This is a genomic window from Micromonospora sp. CPCC 205554, assembly GCF_036902745.1.
Taxonomy (GTDB): domain Bacteria; phylum Actinomycetota; class Actinomycetes; order Mycobacteriales; family Micromonosporaceae; genus Micromonospora; species Micromonospora tulbaghiae.
The window spans coordinates 101,878-118,670 of record NZ_JBAKHP010000010.1; the positions used below are offsets into that span (position 1 = coordinate 101,878).

At 72.5% G+C, this 16,793-nt stretch carries 16 protein-coding genes; 12 read left to right on the forward strand and 4 right to left on the reverse strand.

Annotation, left to right across the window (positions count from 1 at the left end; translation table 11 throughout):
* Nucleotides 1–9: 9 nt before the first annotated feature.
* The 6 genes from V6U82_RS16070 (at nucleotide 10) to V6U82_RS16095 (ending at nucleotide 9,362) form a co-directional block, all read left to right on the forward strand.
* Nucleotides 10–951, forward strand: coding sequence for an ABC transporter ATP-binding protein (locus V6U82_RS16070; RefSeq protein ID WP_435121506.1), 942 nt, complete (start codon nucleotides 10–12; stop codon nucleotides 949–951).
* Nucleotides 948–1,775 carry an ABC transporter permease gene (locus V6U82_RS16075; protein ID WP_128137317.1) on the forward strand — a complete coding sequence of 276 codons (828 nt, stop codon included), beginning with the start codon at nucleotides 948–950 and terminating at the stop codon, nucleotides 1,773–1,775. The genes V6U82_RS16070 and V6U82_RS16075 overlap by 4 nt, the downstream gene beginning before the upstream one ends.
* Before the next feature lie 258 nt (nucleotides 1,776–2,033).
* The gene (locus V6U82_RS16080; RefSeq protein ID WP_334461991.1) at nucleotides 2,034–5,777 is read left to right on the forward strand and encodes a multifunctional oxoglutarate decarboxylase/oxoglutarate dehydrogenase thiamine pyrophosphate-binding subunit/dihydrolipoyllysine-residue succinyltransferase subunit; all 3,744 of its coding nucleotides are present in this window, start codon (nucleotides 2,034–2,036) and stop codon (nucleotides 5,775–5,777) included.
* 66 nt (nucleotides 5,778–5,843) lie between these two features.
* Nucleotides 5,844–6,023, forward strand: a complete 180-nt coding sequence (locus tag V6U82_RS16085) for a DUF6104 family protein (protein WP_013288341.1) — start codon at nucleotides 5,844–5,846, stop codon at nucleotides 6,021–6,023.
* A gap of 154 nt (nucleotides 6,024–6,177) precedes the next feature.
* A complete protein-coding gene (pta, locus tag V6U82_RS16090; protein WP_334461993.1) occupies nucleotides 6,178–8,253 on the forward strand; it encodes a phosphate acetyltransferase in 2,076 nt (691 codons plus the stop codon).
* Nucleotides 8,250–9,362, forward strand: coding sequence for an acetate/propionate family kinase (locus V6U82_RS16095; protein ID WP_334461995.1), 1,113 nt, complete (start codon nucleotides 8,250–8,252; stop codon nucleotides 9,360–9,362). Before pta ends, V6U82_RS16095 begins: the two co-directional genes overlap by 4 nt.
* 84 nt (nucleotides 9,363–9,446) lie before the next feature.
* Here V6U82_RS16095 and V6U82_RS16100 read toward each other — a convergent pair whose 3' ends face one another.
* Nucleotides 9,447–9,620, reverse strand: a complete 174-nt coding sequence (locus V6U82_RS16100; RefSeq protein WP_013288346.1) for a hypothetical protein — start codon at nucleotides 9,618–9,620, stop codon at nucleotides 9,447–9,449.
* Between the two features lie 181 nt (nucleotides 9,621–9,801).
* On the opposite strand from V6U82_RS16100, the gene V6U82_RS16105 reads away from it, so the two are divergent.
* The 3 genes from V6U82_RS16105 to V6U82_RS16115 all read left to right on the forward strand — a co-directional run bounded on the left by V6U82_RS16105 (nucleotide 9,802) and on the right by V6U82_RS16115 (nucleotide 12,617).
* Nucleotides 9,802–10,923, forward strand: a complete 1,122-nt coding sequence (locus V6U82_RS16105; RefSeq protein WP_334462000.1) for an alpha/beta hydrolase family protein — start codon at nucleotides 9,802–9,804, stop codon at nucleotides 10,921–10,923.
* A gap of 154 nt (nucleotides 10,924–11,077) precedes the next feature.
* On the forward strand, nucleotides 11,078–11,611 hold the full coding sequence (locus V6U82_RS16110; protein ID WP_334462002.1) for a nucleotidyltransferase domain-containing protein: 534 nt from the start codon (nucleotides 11,078–11,080) through the stop codon (nucleotides 11,609–11,611).
* Between the two features lie 40 nt (nucleotides 11,612–11,651).
* On the forward strand, nucleotides 11,652–12,617 hold the full coding sequence (locus V6U82_RS16115; protein WP_334462003.1) for an alpha/beta hydrolase family protein: 966 nt from the start codon (nucleotides 11,652–11,654) through the stop codon (nucleotides 12,615–12,617).
* A gap of 4 nt (nucleotides 12,618–12,621) precedes the next feature.
* Here V6U82_RS16115 and V6U82_RS16120 read toward each other — a convergent pair whose 3' ends face one another.
* The 3 genes from V6U82_RS16120 to V6U82_RS16130 all read right to left on the reverse strand — a co-directional run bounded on the left by V6U82_RS16120 (nucleotide 12,622) and on the right by V6U82_RS16130 (nucleotide 15,331).
* The gene (locus tag V6U82_RS16120; protein WP_334462005.1) at nucleotides 12,622–13,575 is read right to left on the reverse strand and encodes a zinc-binding dehydrogenase; all 954 of its coding nucleotides are present in this window, start codon (nucleotides 13,573–13,575) and stop codon (nucleotides 12,622–12,624) included.
* A gap of 84 nt (nucleotides 13,576–13,659) precedes the next feature.
* Nucleotides 13,660–14,835 (reverse strand): NAD(P)-dependent malic enzyme, encoded by a 1,176-nt coding sequence (locus tag V6U82_RS16125; RefSeq protein ID WP_120573292.1) that lies wholly within the window; start codon nucleotides 14,833–14,835, stop codon nucleotides 13,660–13,662.
* 157 nt (nucleotides 14,836–14,992) lie between these two features.
* Nucleotides 14,993–15,331, reverse strand: coding sequence for a S24/S26 family peptidase (locus V6U82_RS16130; RefSeq protein ID WP_128138299.1), 339 nt, complete (start codon nucleotides 15,329–15,331; stop codon nucleotides 14,993–14,995).
* A gap of 78 nt (nucleotides 15,332–15,409) precedes the next feature.
* On the opposite strand from V6U82_RS16130, the gene sodN reads away from it, so the two are divergent.
* From sodN to V6U82_RS16145, 3 genes are read left to right on the forward strand one after another with little or no spacing between them, the layout of a single operon-like run.
* A complete protein-coding gene (sodN, locus tag V6U82_RS16135) occupies nucleotides 15,410–15,814 on the forward strand; it encodes a superoxide dismutase, Ni (RefSeq protein ID WP_128138300.1) in 405 nt (134 codons plus the stop codon).
* The gene (locus V6U82_RS16140) at nucleotides 15,811–16,335 is read left to right on the forward strand and encodes a GNAT family N-acetyltransferase (protein ID WP_128138301.1); all 525 of its coding nucleotides are present in this window, start codon (nucleotides 15,811–15,813) and stop codon (nucleotides 16,333–16,335) included. The genes sodN and V6U82_RS16140 overlap by 4 nt, the downstream gene beginning before the upstream one ends.
* Before the next feature lie 32 nt (nucleotides 16,336–16,367).
* Nucleotides 16,368–16,775 (forward strand): ATP-binding protein, encoded by a 408-nt coding sequence (locus V6U82_RS16145; RefSeq protein ID WP_334462009.1) that lies wholly within the window; start codon nucleotides 16,368–16,370, stop codon nucleotides 16,773–16,775.
* The last annotated feature ends 18 nt before the right edge of the window (nucleotides 16,776–16,793 follow it).

Genomic DNA, 16,793 nt, shown 5'->3' on the forward strand with positions numbered 1-16,793 from the left:
GAGAGGAGAATGATGTCCGACGGGCAGCCACGCCCCAGTGCCGGGACCGGCCAGATCATCGTGTCCGGCCTGACCAAGCAATACAAGACCGTCCGCGCGGTGGACAACCTGTCGTTCACGGTCGAGCCGGGCCGGGTCACCGGCTTCCTCGGCCCCAACGGCGCCGGTAAGACGACCACGCTGCGCATGCTGCTCAACCTGGTGACGCCGAGCGCCGGCACGGCCACCATCGGCGGCAGCCGGTACGCCGACCTGCCCGACCCGCTGCGTACGGTCGGTGCGGTGCTGGAGGCGTCCAGCGCGCACAAGGGCCGCACCGGCATCAACCACCTGCGGGTGATCTGCGCGGCGGCGGGCCTGCCGAAGGAGCGCGCCGACGAGGCGCTCGCCCTGGTCGGGCTCACGCCCGCGGCCAAGCGCAAGTTCAAGGGCTACTCGCTCGGCATGAAGCAGCGGCTCGGCATCGCCGCCGCGATGCTCGGCAACCCGCAGGTGCTGATCCTGGACGAGCCGGCCAACGGCCTGGACCCGGAGGGCATCCGCTGGATGCGCGGCTTCCTCAAGGGGCTGGCCGCCGAGGGGCGTACGGTGCTGGTCTCCAGCCACCTGCTCTCCGAGATGCAGCTGCTCGCCGACGACGTGGTGATCATCGCGGCCGGCAAGCTGGTCCGGCAGGGCCCGGTCGACCAGGTGATGGCCTCGATGACGCACGACGTCCGGGTACGGGTGCGTACCCCGCAGGCCGACGACCTGGCCGCGGCGCTGCGCGAGCAGTCGGCCACCGTCGACGCCGACCCGCACGGCGCGCTGCTGGTGACCGGCGTGGACGCGCCGGCAGTGGGCCGGATCGCGCTGGCCGCCAAGGTCGAGCTGCACGAGCTGACCACCGAGCGCCCCGACCTCGAAGGGGTCTTCCTGGAGCTGACGGCCGGAAAGGCGGAGATCCGATGACGCTGGTCCGATCCGAACTGCTCAAGATCCGTACCACCAGCACCTGGTGGATCTTCGGGCTGATCAGCCTGGCGCTGTGGGCGCTCACGCTGTTCTTCAACTGGTTGCAGACCGAGGCGCTGGCCGGCGGGGACTTCGGCGAGGTGCCGGCCGAACAGTCCGACCAGTTGCAGGCCATCTCGGCTGCCGACAACCTGGCGGCGAACCTCTACACGAACGGCCAGTTCTTCGGGCTGCTCATCGTGCTGCTGCTCGGCATCGTGGTGGTGACCAGCGAGTTCTTCCACCAGACGGTGACCACCACGTTCCTCACCGCGCCGCACCGCACCGCGGTGATGCTGGCCAAGCTGGCCGCGGCCGGCGTGCTGGCGCTGCTGTTCTGGCTCGTCACCACCGTGCTGAACCTGATCGTCTCGCCGCTGATCCTCAGCTCGGTGGACGTCGGCTCGCAGCTCGGCAGCGGGGCGATCTGGCGGGCGATCGCGCTCAACGGCCTGGCCTACCTGCTGTGGTCGGTGCTCGGCGTCGGGCTCGGCGTGCTGATCCGCAGCCAGATCGGCGCCACGGTGACCGGCATCCTGTTCTACCTGGGTGGCGCGATCGGCGCGGCGATCGTCCTCAGCCTCCTCGCGTCGCGGTACGGCGACTGGATCAACAAGCTCCAGCTGCTGGTCCCGTCGCTGGCCTCCGGGCTCATGGTGGGCGGTGACACGGACATCCCGGGCAACCCGCCGCAGTGGGCCGGCGCCCTCGTGCTGATCGGATACGCGGTGGTGGCCGGCGCGATCGGCGTGGCCACGATCCGCAAGCGCGACATCTCCTGACCTCGTGGTCGGGGCGGACCCCGGTCGATGACGGACGTCGTCGGCCGGGGTCCTGCTCGTCTAGCAGGAGTCGGCGGATCACGCAGCGTTTGCCGAACTTCTGGCATCTTCTGTGAAACGGACCACCAGCCGGAGGCGAGAATGCCTGCGCGTAGCGCACGGCGTAGCCTTGGCATCGGTTTACCCAGCGTCGGCAACCGGGGGTCACCGGGGGCCACCGTGACATTCACAACCGCGTGAAAGAGGCGATTAGCGGCCGTGTCGACCCAGCAGACTTCGCAGGAGAACCCACTGGCGGGTTTCGGCCCGAACGAGTGGATCGTCGAGGAGATGTACCAGCGCTACCTCGCCGACCCCTCGAGCGTCGATTCGGCCTGGCACGACTTCTTCGCCGACTACCGGCCGGCCCCGGGCGCCGCCACGCCGCGCCCGGACGGGCAGGCCAAGCCGGCCGCGAAGCCGGAGCCGGCCGAGCAGCAGGAAGCAGTGGCCACGGTCAAGGAGCAGCCCGCCAAGGCGGAGCCGAAGGCCGCCCCCAAGGCCGCGCCCGCCCCGGCCAAGCCCACCGCCAAGCCGGCGGCGAAGGCCCCTGAGCCGGCCAAGAAGTCCGCCCCGGCCAAGCCGGCCGCCAAGGCGCCGACGGCGAGCGCCGCGGGCACCACGCCGCTGCGCGGCGTCGCCGCCAAGATCGTGCAGAACATGGACGCGTCGCTCGCCGTGCCGACCGCCACGAGCGTGCGCGCCGTCCCGGCCAAGCTGCTCGTCGACAACCGCATCGTGATCAACAACCACCTGACCCGCGGTCGCGGCGGCAAGGTCAGCTTCACCCACCTGATCGGGTACGCGCTCGTCCGCGCGGTCGTCGAGCACCCGGAGATGAACAACTCCTTCGCCGAGGTCGACGGCAAGCCGGCGATGGTCCGCCCGGAGCACGTCAACCTGGGCATCGCGATCGACCTGGTCAAGCCGGACGGCTCGCGCAACCTGGTGGTGCCGTCCATCAAGGGCTGCGAGCAGATGGACTTCCGGCAGTTCTGGCAGGCGTACGAGGACGTGGTCCGGCGCGCCCGCCGCAACGAGCTGACCATGGAGGACTACTCCGGCACCACGATCTCGCTGACCAACCCGGGCGGCATCGGCACCGTGCACTCGATCCCGCGCCTGATGCAGGGGCAGAGCGCCATCATCGGCGTCGGCGCGATGGAGTACCCGGCCCCCTACCAGGGCATGAGCGAGGCCACCCTGGCCGAGAACGCGGTCAGCAAGGTCATCACGCTGACCAGCACGTACGACCACCGGATCATCCAGGGCGCGCAGTCCGGCGAGTTCCTGAAGGTCATGCACGAGCTGCTGCTCGGCGAGCGCGGCTTCTACGACGACATCTTCACCTCGCTGCGCATCCCGTACGAGCCGGTGCGCTGGATGCGCGACGTGGCCGTCGACAGCGAGGGCCAGATCAACAAGACCGCGCGGGTGCACGAGCTGATCCACGCGTACCGGGTCCGCGGCCACCTGATGGCCGACACCGACCCGCTGGAGTTCAAGATCCGCAAGCACCCGGACCTGGACGTGCTCCAGCACGGGCTCACGCTGTGGGATCTCGACCGCGTCTTCCCGGTCAACGGCTTCGCCGGTCAGCAGCGGATGAAGCTGCGCTCGATCCTCGGCGTGCTGCGCGACTCGTACTGCCGCCGGGTCGGCATCGAGTACATGCACATCCAGGACCCGGAGGAGCGGCGCTGGATCCAGGAGCGGGTCGAGCGCAAGTACGAGAAGCCCAGCTCCGACGAGCAGAAGCACGTGCTGAACCGGCTCAACGCGGCCGAGGCGTTCGAGACGTTCCTGCAGACCAAGTACGTCGGCCAGAAGCGCTTCTCGCTGGAGGGCGGCGAGTCGCTGATCCCGCTGCTCGGCGAGGTGCTGGAGTGCTCCGCCGAGGCCGGGCTGGACGAGGTCGTCATCGGCATGGCCCACCGCGGCCGGCTCAACGTGCTGGCGAACATCGTCGGCAAGCCGTACGAGAAGATCTTCTCCGAGTTCGAGGGGCACCTCGACCCGCGGTCCACGCAGGGCTCGGGCGACGTGAAGTACCACCTCGGCCAGAACGGCAAGTTCACCACCCCGGACGGCGAGCACGCGGTCAAGGTGTCGGTGGTGGCGAACCCGTCGCACCTGGAGGCCGTCGACCCGGTGCTGGAGGGCATCGTCCGGGCCAAGCAGGACCGGATCGACCTCAAGCTGGAGGGCTACACCGTGCTGCCGCTGGCGGTGCACGGTGACGCCGCCTTCGCCGGCCAGGGCGTGGTCGCCGAGACGCTCAACCTCTCCCAGCTGCGCGGCTACCGCACCGGCGGCACCGTGCACGTGGTCGTCAACAACCAGGTCGGCTTCACCACCGCCCCGGAGTACAGCCGGTCCAGCCTCTACAGCACCGACGTGGCCCGGATGATCCAGGCGCCGATCTTCCACGTGAACGGCGACGACCCGGAGGCCGTGGTCCGGGTGGCCCGGCTCGCGTTCGAGTACCGGCAGGCGTTCAACAAGGACGTCGTGATCGACATGGTCTGCTACCGCCGGCGCGGGCACAACGAGGGCGACGACCCGTCGATGTCCAACCCGCAGATGTACAAGATCATCGACTCGAAGCGTTCGGTCCGGAAGCTCTACACCGAGGAGCTGATCGGACGCGGCGACATCACCGTGGAGGACGCGGAGGAGCTGCTGCGCGACTACCAGTCGCAGCTGGAGCGGGTCTTCAAGGCCACCCGGGACGCCGCGACCACCCCGCGTCAGCTCAGCCGCCCGGCGCGGGAGGACGAGCCGGAGCCGCAGGTCGACACCGCCACCGACGCCGCCGTGGTCAAGGCGATCGGCGAGGCGCACGTCAACCTGCCGGAGGGCTTCACCCCGCACAAGCGGATCCAGCAGCTGCTGGAGCGGCGCCGCAAGATGTCCGTCGAGGGCGGCATCGACTGGGGCTTCGCCGAGATCATCGCGTTCGGCACGCTGCTGCACGACGGCGTCACCGTCCGGCTCGCCGGGCAGGACTCGCGTCGCGGCACGTTCGTCCAGCGGCACGCCTCGGTGGTCGACGCCAAGACCGGCGAGGACTATCTGCCGCTGAAGTCGCTCACCGCCGACGGCGAGCGGTCGCGCTTCTTCGTCCACGACTCGCTGCTCTCCGAGTACGCGGCCATGGGCTTCGAGTACGGCTACTCGGTGGAGAACATCAACGCGCTGGTGGCCTGGGAGGCCCAGTTCGGTGACTTCGTCAACGGCGCCCAGTCGGTGATCGACGAGTTCATCTCCTCCGGCGAGGTGAAGTGGGGTCAGCGCTCCGCGGTGACCCTGCTGCTGCCGCACGGCCACGAGGGCCAGGGCCCGGACCACACCTCCGGCCGCCCGGAGCGGTTCCTCCAGCTCTGCGCCGAGGACAACATGCGGGTGGCCATCCCGACCACCCCGGCGAACTACTTCCACCTGCTGCGCCGCCAGGCCCTGTCGCCCAAGCGCAAGCCGCTGGTGGTGTTCACGCCGAAGTCGCTGCTGCGGCACAAGCTCTGCGTGTCGCCGGTGGAGGACTTCACCACCGGGACGTTCCAGCCTGTGCTGGCCGACACCGCGGCTCCGGCGCCGGAGCAGGTCAAGCGGGTGCTGCTCTGCTCGGGCAAGGTCTACTACGACCTGTTCCAGGCCCGGCAGGAGCGGGGCGTGACCGACACCGCGATCCTCCGGATGGAGCAGCTCTACCCGCTGCCCGTCGAGGAGGTCCGGGCCGCGCTGGCGCAGTACCCGAACGCCGAGGACTTCGCCTGGGTCCAGGAGGAGCCGGCCAACCAGGGCGCCTGGTCGTTCGTCGCGCTCAACCTGCTGGAGCACCTGCCCGAGGTGCGGCTGCGCCGCATCTCCCGCCCCGCCGCCGCCGCTCCGGCGGTCGGCTCGGCGAAGATGCACGAGGTCGAGCAGAACGCGCTGATCGAGGCGGCTCTCCCCCGCCCGTGACACCACCGGCAGCGGCCCGTCCCGACCCGGGGCGGGCCGTTGCCGTACGACGACGAGAGGAACACCGTGTACTTCACCGACCGTGGCATCGAGGAGCTGGTCGAGCGCCGTGGCGACGAGCAGGTCAGCATGGAGTGGCTGGGCGAGCGGCTGCGGGACTTCATCGACCTGAACCCGGAGTTCGAAACCCCGATCGAGCGGTTCGCCACGTGGCTGGCCCGCCTCGACGACCCGGACGACGACTGACGCCGCTCCCCTCCATCCCCCGCGATCTTGTGGTTGCGGCCCTCCGCGTGTCCGGTCAGTGGCGTTTACCGGGGCGGCAACCGCAAGATCGGTGGTGGCGGAGGGCGTGGGGAGGGTCGAATGACCCGGGCGGGGGCCAGGGCGATCTTGTAGGTTGGGTGCCGTGGCGCGCAGCGTGTACCTGACCGGCGTTGGTTCGGGCGGGGGAAAATCGACGGTGGCGCTCGGGCTGGCCGAGCTGTTGTCCCGACAGGTGGAACGGATAGGCGCGTTCCGGCCGCTCGTCGCCGGTGACGGCACCGATCCGATCCTGGCCCTGCTCACCGAGCGCTACCGGATGGAACTGCCGGTCGGCGAGCTGTACGGCGCCACGTACGCCGAGGCGAGCGCGCTCGTCGCGGAAGGCCGCCGGGAGGAGCTGATCTCCCGGATCGTCACCCGCTACCGGGAGGTCGAGCGGCGCTGCCCGGCGATAGTGGTGGTCGGCAGCGACTTCGCCTACGGCGACGGCACCGGCCCGCGTGAGCTGGCCTTCAACGCCCGGCTGGCGACCGAGTTCGGCAGTGTCGTGGTGCCGGTGGTGGACGGGTTCGGGCAGGAGCCGGACGCGATCGCGGCGGCGCTGCGCGGCGCGTACCACGACCTGGTGGACCTCGGCGCGACGGTGATCGCGGCGCTGGCCAACCGCGTGCCGGAGCCGATGTCGCTGCCCGAGCTGCCGGTGCCCGCGTACGCGATCCCGGAGGTGCCGACCGTGTCGGCGCCGACGGTGGCCGAGGTGGCGGCGGCGCTGCGCGGCACCGTGCTCGTCGGCGACGAGACCGCGCTCGACCGCGACGTGCTCGACTACGTGGTGGGCGCGGCGCACGTGCCGACGCTGCTCGACCACCTCACCGACGGGGCGCTGGTGATCACGCCGGGCGACCGGGCCGACCTGCTGGTCGCCGCCGGCGCCGCACACGTGGCCGGGCAGGTGTCGCTGGCCGGGCTGGTGCTCACGCTCGGCGAGCAGCCCGACCCGCGCGCGATGCGCCTGGTCGAGCGGATGAACACCGGGCTGGCCGTGCTGTCGGTGCCGAGCGACAGCTACGACACGGTGGCCGCGTCCAGCCGGATCGAGGGCCGCCCCAGCACCGCCAACCCGCGCAAGGTCGAAGCCGCGCTCGGCGCGTTCGAGCGCTGTGTGGACACCGACGACCTGGCCCGCCGGCTGCGGGTCAGCCGGTCCGCGCGGGTGACCCCGCTGATGTTCGAGAACGACCTGATCGACCGGGCCCGCGCCCGGCGCCGCCGGCTGGTGCTGCCCGAGGGCGCGGACGAGCGGATCCTGCGCGCGACCGAGGTGCTGCTGCGCCGGGGCGTCGCCGAGATCACCCTGCTCGGCCGCCCGGACGAGATCGCCCGGCGGACCCGGGAACTGGGCGTCGACCTCGGTGACGCCCAGGTCGTCGACCCGGTGACCAGCCCGTGGCGGGACGAGTTCGCGCAGGCGTACGCGCAGTTGCGCGCCCACCGCGGAGTCACGCCGGAGCTGGCGCACGACATCGTGGCGCAGCCCAACTACTTCGGCACGATGATGGTGCAGACCGGCCACGCCGACGGCATGGTCTCCGGCGCCACCCACACCACAGCCGCCACCATCCGGCCCGCCTTCGAGATCATCCGGACCGTGCCCGGCGTCTCGGTCGCCTCCAGCGTCTTTTTCATGCTGCTCGCCGACCGGGTGCTGGTGTACGGCGACTGCGCCGTCAACCCCGACCCGGACGCCGACCAGCTCGCCGACATCGCCATCTCGTCGGCCGACACCGCGGCCCGGTTCGGCATCGAGCCGCGGGTGGCGATGCTGTCGTACTCCACCGGCAGCTCCGGCGCCGGCGCCGACGTGGAGAAGGTCGCGGCGGCCACCAAGCTGGTCCGGGAACGCCGGCCGGACCTGCTGGTCGAGGGCCCGATCCAGTACGACGCGGCGATCGACCCGCAGGTGGCGGCCACCAAGCTGCCGGACAGCCCGGTGGCCGGGCGGGCGACGGTGTTCATCTTCCCGGACCTGAACACGGGCAACAACACGTACAAGGCGGTGCAGCGGTCGGCCGGCGCGGTGGCGGTCGGGCCGGTCATGCAGGGCCTCCGGCGGCCGGTGAACGACCTGTCCCGGGGCGCCACCGTGCCGGACATCGTCAACACGGTGGCGATCACCGCCATCCAGGCCGCCGCGGAGGCGTCGGAATGAGCCGCATCCTGGTCCTCAACAGCGGATCCTCGTCGGTCAAGTACCGGCTGTACGACGGCGACGACGTCCTGGACAAGGGCACGGTCGAGCGGATCGGCGAACCCGGCGGCGGGCCGGCCGACCATGAGAGCGCCGTCCGGGAGATCATCGGCCGGCTCGACCTGACCGGGCTGTCCGGCGTCGGCCACCGGGTGGTGCACGGCGGGCGGAAGTTCAGCGCGCCGGTACGCATCGACGACGCGGTCGTCGCCGCGATCGAGGATCTGGTGCCGCTGGCCCCGCTGCACAACCCGGCCAACCTGGCCGGCATCCGGGTGGCCCGGGAGGCGCTGCCGGACACCCCGCAGGTGGCGGTCTTCGACACCGCGTTCCACCACACGCTGCCCGAGGCCGCCGCCACGTACGCGATCGACAAGGCCACCGCCGAGCGTTACGGCGTCCGCCGCTACGGCTTTCACGGCACCTCGCACGCGTACGTCTCGCGTCGCGTCGCCGACCTGCTCGACCGCCCGTACGACGAGCTGAACACGATCACCCTGCACCTGGGCAACGGGGCGAGCGCCTGCGCCGTACGGGGCGGGCGCAGCGTGGCCACCTCGATGGGCATGTCCCCGCTGGAGGGCCTGGTGATGGGCACCCGCAGCGGCGACCTCGACCCGACAGTCATCTTCCACCTGCGCCGCGAGGGCGGCATGGTCGTGGACGACATCGACGACCTGCTCAACCACCGCAGCGGCCTGCTCGGGCTGACCGGCGTCAACGACATGCGGGAGGTGCTGGCCCGCCGCGACGCCGGTGATCCGGACGCGACGCTGGCGTTCGACGTCTACTGCCGGCGGATCACCGGCTACGTGGGCGCGTACTACGCGCTGCTCGGCCGGGTCGACGCCATCGCGTTCACCGCCGGGGTCGGCGAGCACGCCGCTCCGGTCCGGGCGGCGTCGCTGGCCGGGCTGGCACGGCTCGGCGTCACGGTCGACCCGGCGCGCAACGACGGTCACGGCGACCGGCTCGTCTCCCCCGACGGCGCGGAGGTGGCAGTGCTCGTGGTCGGCACCGACGAGGAGCGGGAGATCGCCCGCGAGACCCGCGAGGTGCTGGGCGTCTGACCGCGTGTCACCTGCGCCGGATCCCCGGCGTGAGCCAGGGCCGGACCGGCCTGCTCGCCGCCGCACTTCCCCGCGCGGGCCGGGTCAGCCCAGCGCGATCCAGGCGACCAGGGCGACGACCACCACGGCGGCGACGGCCACACCGGCGATCAGCGGCAGGCGGGACGGCGCCGACGCCGACGCGGCCGGCTCGGGAGAATCGACGAATGCGCGGAACTGCGCGGTGTTGCCACTCGGGTCGGTGTAGTTCTCAGCCATGCGGCTGACCCTAGCGAAGCCGCCCGGCCCGGTCCGACCCGCCGGGCCGCCACCTGCGGATCCGGTCGGCCGGATCGGGCAAACCCGGCCACCCGGTTGAGGCGGGAGCCGCCCGGGTGGCGGCACCGACCGGCCCGGACGGCGGGCGCGGGCCGACCGCTCGGCTGCCTACCGTGCAGGTGTGAGGGGGCAGCGGCTGGTCGCCGCGCTGATGACGGCGCTGCTGGCCGGTTGCGGCCCGGCCGTGGCCACGTCCGACCCGGTTCCGGCAGCCGTCGGGCCCGCGCCGGAACGCCCGTACGCGGTCGGGATGCGGCAGTTCACGCTCGACCCGGACGGCAGGCGTCCGCTGCCGGTCACCGTCTGGTACCCGGCGCACCCATCGTCTCCCGCACGGTCGCACACCGCCGGCCCCGGCCCGGCTGATTCCGGCTCGGCCGATTCTCTTTCGACTGGTCCCGGCTCGGCCGGTGCCGATCACGCGCCGGTCCTGTCGGGCCCGCGTGGGCCCCGCGCTTCAGCCCTTCCGTCCCGGCCGTCCGTCGTCGCGACTCCCGCCGGGTCCGGACGCGCCACACCGGCGAGCCCCGGACCACGCGTCCGGCCGGGAGCGCCGTTCGCCGCCGGACGGTTCCCGGTGGTGCTCTACAGCCACGGGCTGCGCAGCCTGCCCGCCCTGCACGCGGCGCTGACCAGCCGCTGGGCCGCCGCCGGCTTCGTGGTGGTCGCGCCCACCTATCCGCGTACGAACCAGCGCGCCCGTGCCTTCACCCGCGAGGACGTCCGCAACCAGCCGGCCGACGCCTGGCGACTGATCCGTCACCTGGTCCGACTGGGCGCCCGCCCCGGGGATCCGCTCGGCGCGCACATGGCAGTGGACCGGTTCGCCGCCGCCGGGCACTCGGCCGGCGGTCACACCACGCTCGGCATGTTCGCCTCCGGGCAGCCGTCCCCGGTACGGGCCGGCATCGTGATCGCCGGTGGCCGGATGGTCGCCGGCCTGTCCCGGCCGCTCGCGCCGATGCTGTTCGTGCACGGGAGCGCCGACCGGATCGTGCCGGAGTCGATCGGCCGGGCCGCGTACGCCCGCTGTCTCGGGCCGGCCGCCTTCCTGAGCCTCACCGGTCAGGGCCACGGCGAGTACCTGACGCCCGGGCGACCCGGCTTCGCCCAGGTGCTCGCCACCACCACCGACTTCCTGCGCTGGACGCTCTACGCCGACCGCGCCGCCCTGCGGCGCCTCCCCGCCGACGCCACAGCGCCGGACACCACCACCTTCACCACCCGCTCCCTCCCCACCTGACCCCCACCCGCCCCAGCACCGTCGCCGACGCCGACGCCGACGCCGACGCCGACGCCGACGCCGACGATCATGAAGTTGGCGGCGACAAACCGGACGGCGATCGCCGCCAACTTCATGATCGACGCGTCCGGGGCGGGGTGGGTAGGGTGCCGGGGTGGACGGGCTGGAGGGGCGGCAGCTGGGGGCGATCCGGGAAGTGGTCGAGATCGCCGGCACCTGCGGGGTCGACGTGTGGCTGCGCGGGGGCTGGGCGATGGACCTCCACCTCGGCGAAGTCACCCGCCCGCACGTCGACGTCGACTGGTACTGCTGGCGGCGCGACGCCGACACGCTGGCCGACCGGCTCGGCGCGCTCGGCTGGCGCCCCGACCCCCGGATGCCCGCCACGACACAGCTCGGCCTGCTGCGCGACGACGTCGAGCTGAGCTTCGCGTACCTCGACCGGGACGCGGACGGCCGGGTCGTCGTCGGCGCCGGACCGTGGGCGGGAACGCTCCTGCCGGACGGCATGCTGGCCGGGCCGCCCGGCCGGATCGGCACGCTCACGGCACCGGTGATCAGCGTCGCGGCGGAGATCGAGTTCAAGGAGATGTTCCCGGTCTGGATGCCGGAGCGCCCCCGCCGGGCCAAGGACGCGGCCGACCTGGCTCGTCTCCGGGCGTCAGCGGGTGGTCACCCGGCGCGCTGACCGGGCCTGGTGGCCCCGATCGCGAGGCACAATCGAGTTCATGCGCCGTCGTCCCGTCGCCCTGCTCACCGCCGCCGTGCTCGGCGCCGCCCTCACCGGCTGCTCGGAGCAGCCCACCGCCCCGGCCGGGCGGCCCGCACCCGACGCCCCACCCACGACCACCACACCCGCTCCGCGCGTACCGGCGGGCAAGGCCCCCACGGAGAGCTTCGCGGTCGGCGTACGCCAGGTGAAGCTGAACCGCGACGGCGACCGGCCGTTGCCGGTGACGCTCTGGTACCCGGCGGCGGGCGCGGCCGGTGGTGCGGCCGAGCGTTCCGCCGCGGCGGCGGACGGGCGGTTCCCGGTGGTGCTGTTCAGCCACGGCCTGAGCGCGCGGCCGGAGGACTACCAGGCGCTGCTGACCCGCTGGGCGGCGGCCGGTTTCGTGGTCGCCGCGCCGCGTTTCCCGCACACCTCCCGGGGCACCGACGGCAACCCGCTGGACGTGCTCAACCAGCCGGCCGACGTGTCGTACGTGCTGACGCGGGTGCTCGCGCTGGGCGAGAAGGCCGGTGATCCGCTGCGCGGCCGGCTGGACCCGGAGCGGGTGGCCGCGACCGGGCACAGCGCCGGCGGCGTGACCACGATCGGGCTGTTCACCGCGGGCCGGGACGAGCGGCTGGACGCGGGCATCGTCTTCGCCGGCACCGCGCTCGGTGTGGGCACCGCGTTCGCCGGCGCCGCCGCGCCGCAGTTGTTCGTGCACGGCGAGGCCGACGAGGTGGTGTCGTACGCCGCCGGCAAGGCCGTGTACGACGCGGTGCCGTGGCCGAAGGCGATGCTCAGCCTGCCGAAGGGCGACCACGGCCGGGCGCTGCTCGGCGACGGCAAGGCGCTGGGCGTGGTCGCCGACACCACTGTCGAGTTCCTCCGCTGGACGCTCTACGGCGACCCGGCGGCGAAGAGGCGCCTCCCGGCCGACGCCGCCCGGGGCGGCCTGGCCACCCTGGACGACCGGCTCTGAGACGTCACGCGGTGTGGTCGACGACCACCTTGCCGAAGACCTCACCGGAGTGCAGCCGGGCGAACGCCTCGGAGATCTCGCTGAACGGCACCACCCGGTCGACCACCGGGCGCACCTCGTGCTCGGCGCAGAACGCGAGCAGCTCGGTCAGCTCGTCCGGGGTGCCCATCGAGGTGCCGAGGATCTCCAGCTGCATGGCGAAGACCCGCCGCAGGTTGACCTTGGGCTCGTGCCCGGCGGTGGCGCCGGAGACCACGATCCGGGCCAGCGGGGCGGCCGACTTCAGTGAGTGGTCGAACGTGGCCGCGCCGACCGTCTCGATCACCACGTCGACCCGCTCCGGCAGCCGCGCGCCGGGCTCCAGCGCGGTCGCGCCCAGCTCGGCGATCCGCTCCCGCTTGGCGGCGTCGCGGCTGGTCGCGTACACCCGCTTGCCGAGCGCGACGCCGAGCGCGACCGCCGCGGTGGCCACGCCGCCGCCTGCGCCCTGCACCAGCACCGACTCGCCGTCGGCGACCCGGCCCTTGGTGGTCAGCATCCGCCAGGCGGTGAGCCAGGCCGTGGGCAGGCACGCCGCGTCGGTGGCCGACAGGCCGTCGGGCAGCGGCAGCAGGTTCATCCGGGGTACGGCGACGAGCTCGGCGAACGTGCCCTGGTAGTGCTCGGAGAGGATGGAGACCCCGCGCGGGTCACCGGGGGTGGGCACCACCGGGTAGATGACCACCTCGTTGCCGTCCGGGTCGGTGCCGACCGCGTCGCAGCCCAGGATCATCGGGAGCTGGTCGGCGGTCAGGCCGACGCCGCGCAGCGACCAGAGGTCGTGGTGGTTGAGCGAGCTGGCCCGGACCCGCACGGTGACCCAGTCGTCCTGCGGGTGGGTCGGCTCGGGACGCTCACCGACGGCGAGCGCGGCGAGCGGGTTGTCGGCGTCGAAGGCCGAGGCGAAGGCAGCACGCATGATCGGCACCGTAACAAGCTGAGCAGCAGTTAAGAAGGGGCCCGTCCTATGCGAAACGCGACAGGACGGGCCCCTTCCCGTACGTCAGCGGCGGGCGACGCCGTCGCGGCGGGCGGCCTCCGCGACCGCCTCGGCCACCGCCGGGGCGACTCGCGGGTCCAGCGGTGACGGCACGATCGCGTCGGCGGTCAGCGACTCGGCCACCACTCCGGCGATGGCGTCGGCGGCGGCCACCTTCATCGAGTCGGTGATCCGGGTGGCCCCGGCGTCCAGCGCGCCCCGGAACACACCCGGGAACGCGAGCACGTTGTTGATCTGGTTCGGGTAGTCGCTGCGCCCGGTGGCGACCACCGCCACGTGCCGCGCGGCCACCTCGGGGTGCACCTCCGGGGTGGGGTTGGCCAGCGCGAACACGATGCCGCCGGGGGCCATGCCGGCCACCGCCGCCTCCGGGATCTGGCCGCCGGAGACGCCCACGAGCACGTCCGCGTCACGCAGCGCCTCGGTGATGTCGCCCTGCCGGCCCTCGGCGTTGGTGATCTCGGCCAGCTCGGCCTTGGTGCCGGTCAGCTCGCGGTGCCGGCCGATGATGCCGCGCGAGTCGCACACCACCACCCGGTCCGGGTCGACGCCTCCGGCGATCAGCATCTTGGTGACCGCCACCCCGGCCGCGCCCGCGCCGCTGACCGCCACCCGCAGGTCACCGAGCTTGCGGTTGAGCAGCGTCGCGGCGTTGCGCAACGCGGCGAGCACCACGATCGCGGTGCCGTGCTGGTCGTCGTGGAAGACCGGGATGTCCAGCGCCTCGTCCAGCCGGCGCTCCACCTCGAAGCAGCGCGGGGCGCTGATGTCCTCCAGGTTGATCCCGCCGAACGAGGGCGCGAGCGCCTTGACCGTCGCGACGATCTCGTCCACGTCCTGGGTGTCCAGGCAGACGGGCACCGCGTCCACGCCGGCGAACTGCTTGAACAGCACCGCCTTGCCCTCCATCACGGGCAGCGCGGCGCGCGGGCCGATGTTGCCGAGACCGAGTACGGCGGAACCGTCGGTGACCACGGCGACGGTGTGCGACACCCAGGTGTAGGTGTCGGCCAGCGCGGGGTCGGCGGCGATCGCCTCGCACACCCGGGCCACACCCGGGGTGTACGCGAGGGAGAGATCCTCGCGGCTGGTCAGCGGCACTGTGGAGGCGACTGCCATCTTGCCGCCGACGTGCAGGCGGAAGACGGGATCGGCGGGGTCCGGGGTGGACGAAGACATGGTGACTCCAGGATCTGTCGAGCAGACGGACCGGCCGGCGTGGTCAGCGGTGGTCAGCGACCGGCGGCGCGGCGGTGCGGGGGTCACCCGGGCACTTTTCGAGCATAGTCACGCTTCGGCACCCAGTATGTGAGCGGGGTCATATCCGCTCCGGTCGTTACCGGCGCCGGACCCGTCCCGGACGCGGCCACCAGCGGGCCACCACCCGGCCCCGGACGTCCGCCACCCCGTACGCCCGGGAGTCGTCGGCGACGAACTCGTTGTCGCCGCGCAACCACCAGCCGCCGTCGCGGGGTTCCACCGCCCGCTTGACCACGAGCAGGCCGGGACGGCTGCGGAACACCGCGACGACCACGTCCCCGGGACGTACCGGCCGGCCTCCGGTGCGGACCAGCACCGCGTCGCCGTGACGCAGCGTCGGGGCCATGGACGGGCCGGTCACCAGCACCGGCACCAGCGGGCCACGCAGAGCCGGGGGTTCGCCGGTGGGCGCCATGTCACCTCCCAGCCCCCGAGGGCGTCTCCAGGAGTAATGTCGTCTTGGATCATCGCAAACAACCCATGGAGGACCCTGATGCGCCTTCCCCGCATCCTCACGCCCCGGGTGACGGCCAGCGCTCACTGCGACCTGCCCTGCGGCGTATACGACCCGGCCCAGGCCCGGATCGAGGCCGAGTCGGTCAAAATGATCTGCGAGAAGTACCAGGCCAACACCGACCCGGAGTTCCGCACCCGCGCCATCCTGATCAAGGAGCAGCGGGCCGAGCTGGTCAAGCACCACCTGTGGGTGCTCTGGACCGACTACTTCAAGGCGCCGCACTTCGAGAAGTACCCGCACCTGCACCAGCTGTTCAACGAGGCCACCAAGCTGGCCGGCGCGGCCGGCGCCAAGGGCGCCACCGACCCGGCCAAGGCCGACGAGCTGCTGGCGAAGATCGACGAGATCTCGAAGATCTTCTGGGAGACCAAGCAGGCGTGACGTCGCCCGACGGCACTCCGACGATCCGGCCGGTACGTCCCGAGGACGTACCGGCCGTCGTCGCCATGGTGCACGAACTCGCCGAGTACGAGCGCGCTCCCGAGCAGTGCCACCTCACCACGGCACAGCTCGACGCGGCCCTGTTCGGCCCGTCCCCGGCGTTGTACGGCCACGTCGCGGTCGACGCGTCGGACCGGCCGGTCGGTTTCGCGCTCTGGTTCCTCAACTTCTCCACCTGGGCCGGCGTGCACGGCATCTACCTGGAGGATCTCTACGTCCGCCCGGAGGCACGGGGCACCGGCGCGGGCCGGAAGCTGCTCGCCACGCTCGCCGCGATCTGCGTGGAGCGCGGCTACCAGCGACTGGAGTGGTGGATGATCCACTGGAACCCGGCGGCCCGCTTCTACGCCGCGATCGGCGCCACGCCGATGGACGAGTGGACCCCGTACCGCCTGGCCGGGCCGGCGTTGCGCGAGCTCGCCACGCACGCGGCGGCCGTGCCCACGCGGCCCGCCCCCTGACCGGGTAGAGTCCCGCACCGGGGGGAGGAGCCGTGACTCAACTGACCGGGCACCCGACGACCGACGACGACGTCGTCCATCTCACCGTGCCCGCCGACGGTGGCTACCTCGGCGTGCTCCGCACCGCCACGGCCGGCCTCGCGGCCCGGCTCCAGTTCGCGCTCGACGAGATCGAGGATCTGCGCATCGCCGTCGACGAGGCGTGCGCCATGCTGCTCGCCATCGCCACCCGCGACGCCGAGCTGGAGTGCCGCTTCGCGGTCACCGAGGACGCGCTCACCGTCGAGGTGACGGTGCCGACGGTCCGGGGTGCCACGCTCCCGTCCGAGTCGTCGTTCGCGTGGAAGGTGCTCACCGCGCTGACCACCGGGGCGAACGCCCACGCGTCCGGCGGCCGGGCCACCATCTCGCTGCAGACCCGCCGCGCCGGCGGCTTCTGACCGGTCTTCACGACCACC

Bases quoted from the DNA above. Each gene is read 5' to 3' on its own strand.
- V6U82_RS16070 (WP_435121506.1), top strand. From the start codon at position 10: ATGATGTCCGACGGGCAGCCACGCCCCAGTGCCGGGACCGGCCAGATC.
- V6U82_RS16075 (WP_128137317.1), top strand. From the start codon at position 948: ATGACGCTGGTCCGATCCGAACTGCTCAAGATCCGTACCACCAGCACC.
- V6U82_RS16095 (WP_334461995.1), top strand. From the start codon at position 8,250: ATGAGCCGCATCCTGGTCCTCAACAGCGGATCCTCGTCGGTCAAGTAC.
- V6U82_RS16100 (WP_013288346.1), bottom strand. From the start codon at position 9,620: ATGGCTGAGAACTACACCGACCCGAGTGGCAACACCGCGCAGTTCCGC.
- V6U82_RS16115 (WP_334462003.1), top strand. From the start codon at position 11,652: ATGCGCCGTCGTCCCGTCGCCCTGCTCACCGCCGCCGTGCTCGGCGCC.
- V6U82_RS16120 (WP_334462005.1), bottom strand. From the start codon at position 13,575: ATGCGTGCTGCCTTCGCCTCGGCCTTCGACGCCGACAACCCGCTCGCC.
- V6U82_RS16125 (WP_120573292.1), bottom strand. From the start codon at position 14,835: ATGTCTTCGTCCACCCCGGACCCCGCCGATCCCGTCTTCCGCCTGCAC.
- V6U82_RS16130 (WP_128138299.1), bottom strand. From the start codon at position 15,331: ATGGCGCCCACCGGCGAACCCCCGGCTCTGCGTGGCCCGCTGGTGCCG.
- sodN (WP_128138300.1), top strand. From the start codon at position 15,410: ATGCGCCTTCCCCGCATCCTCACGCCCCGGGTGACGGCCAGCGCTCAC.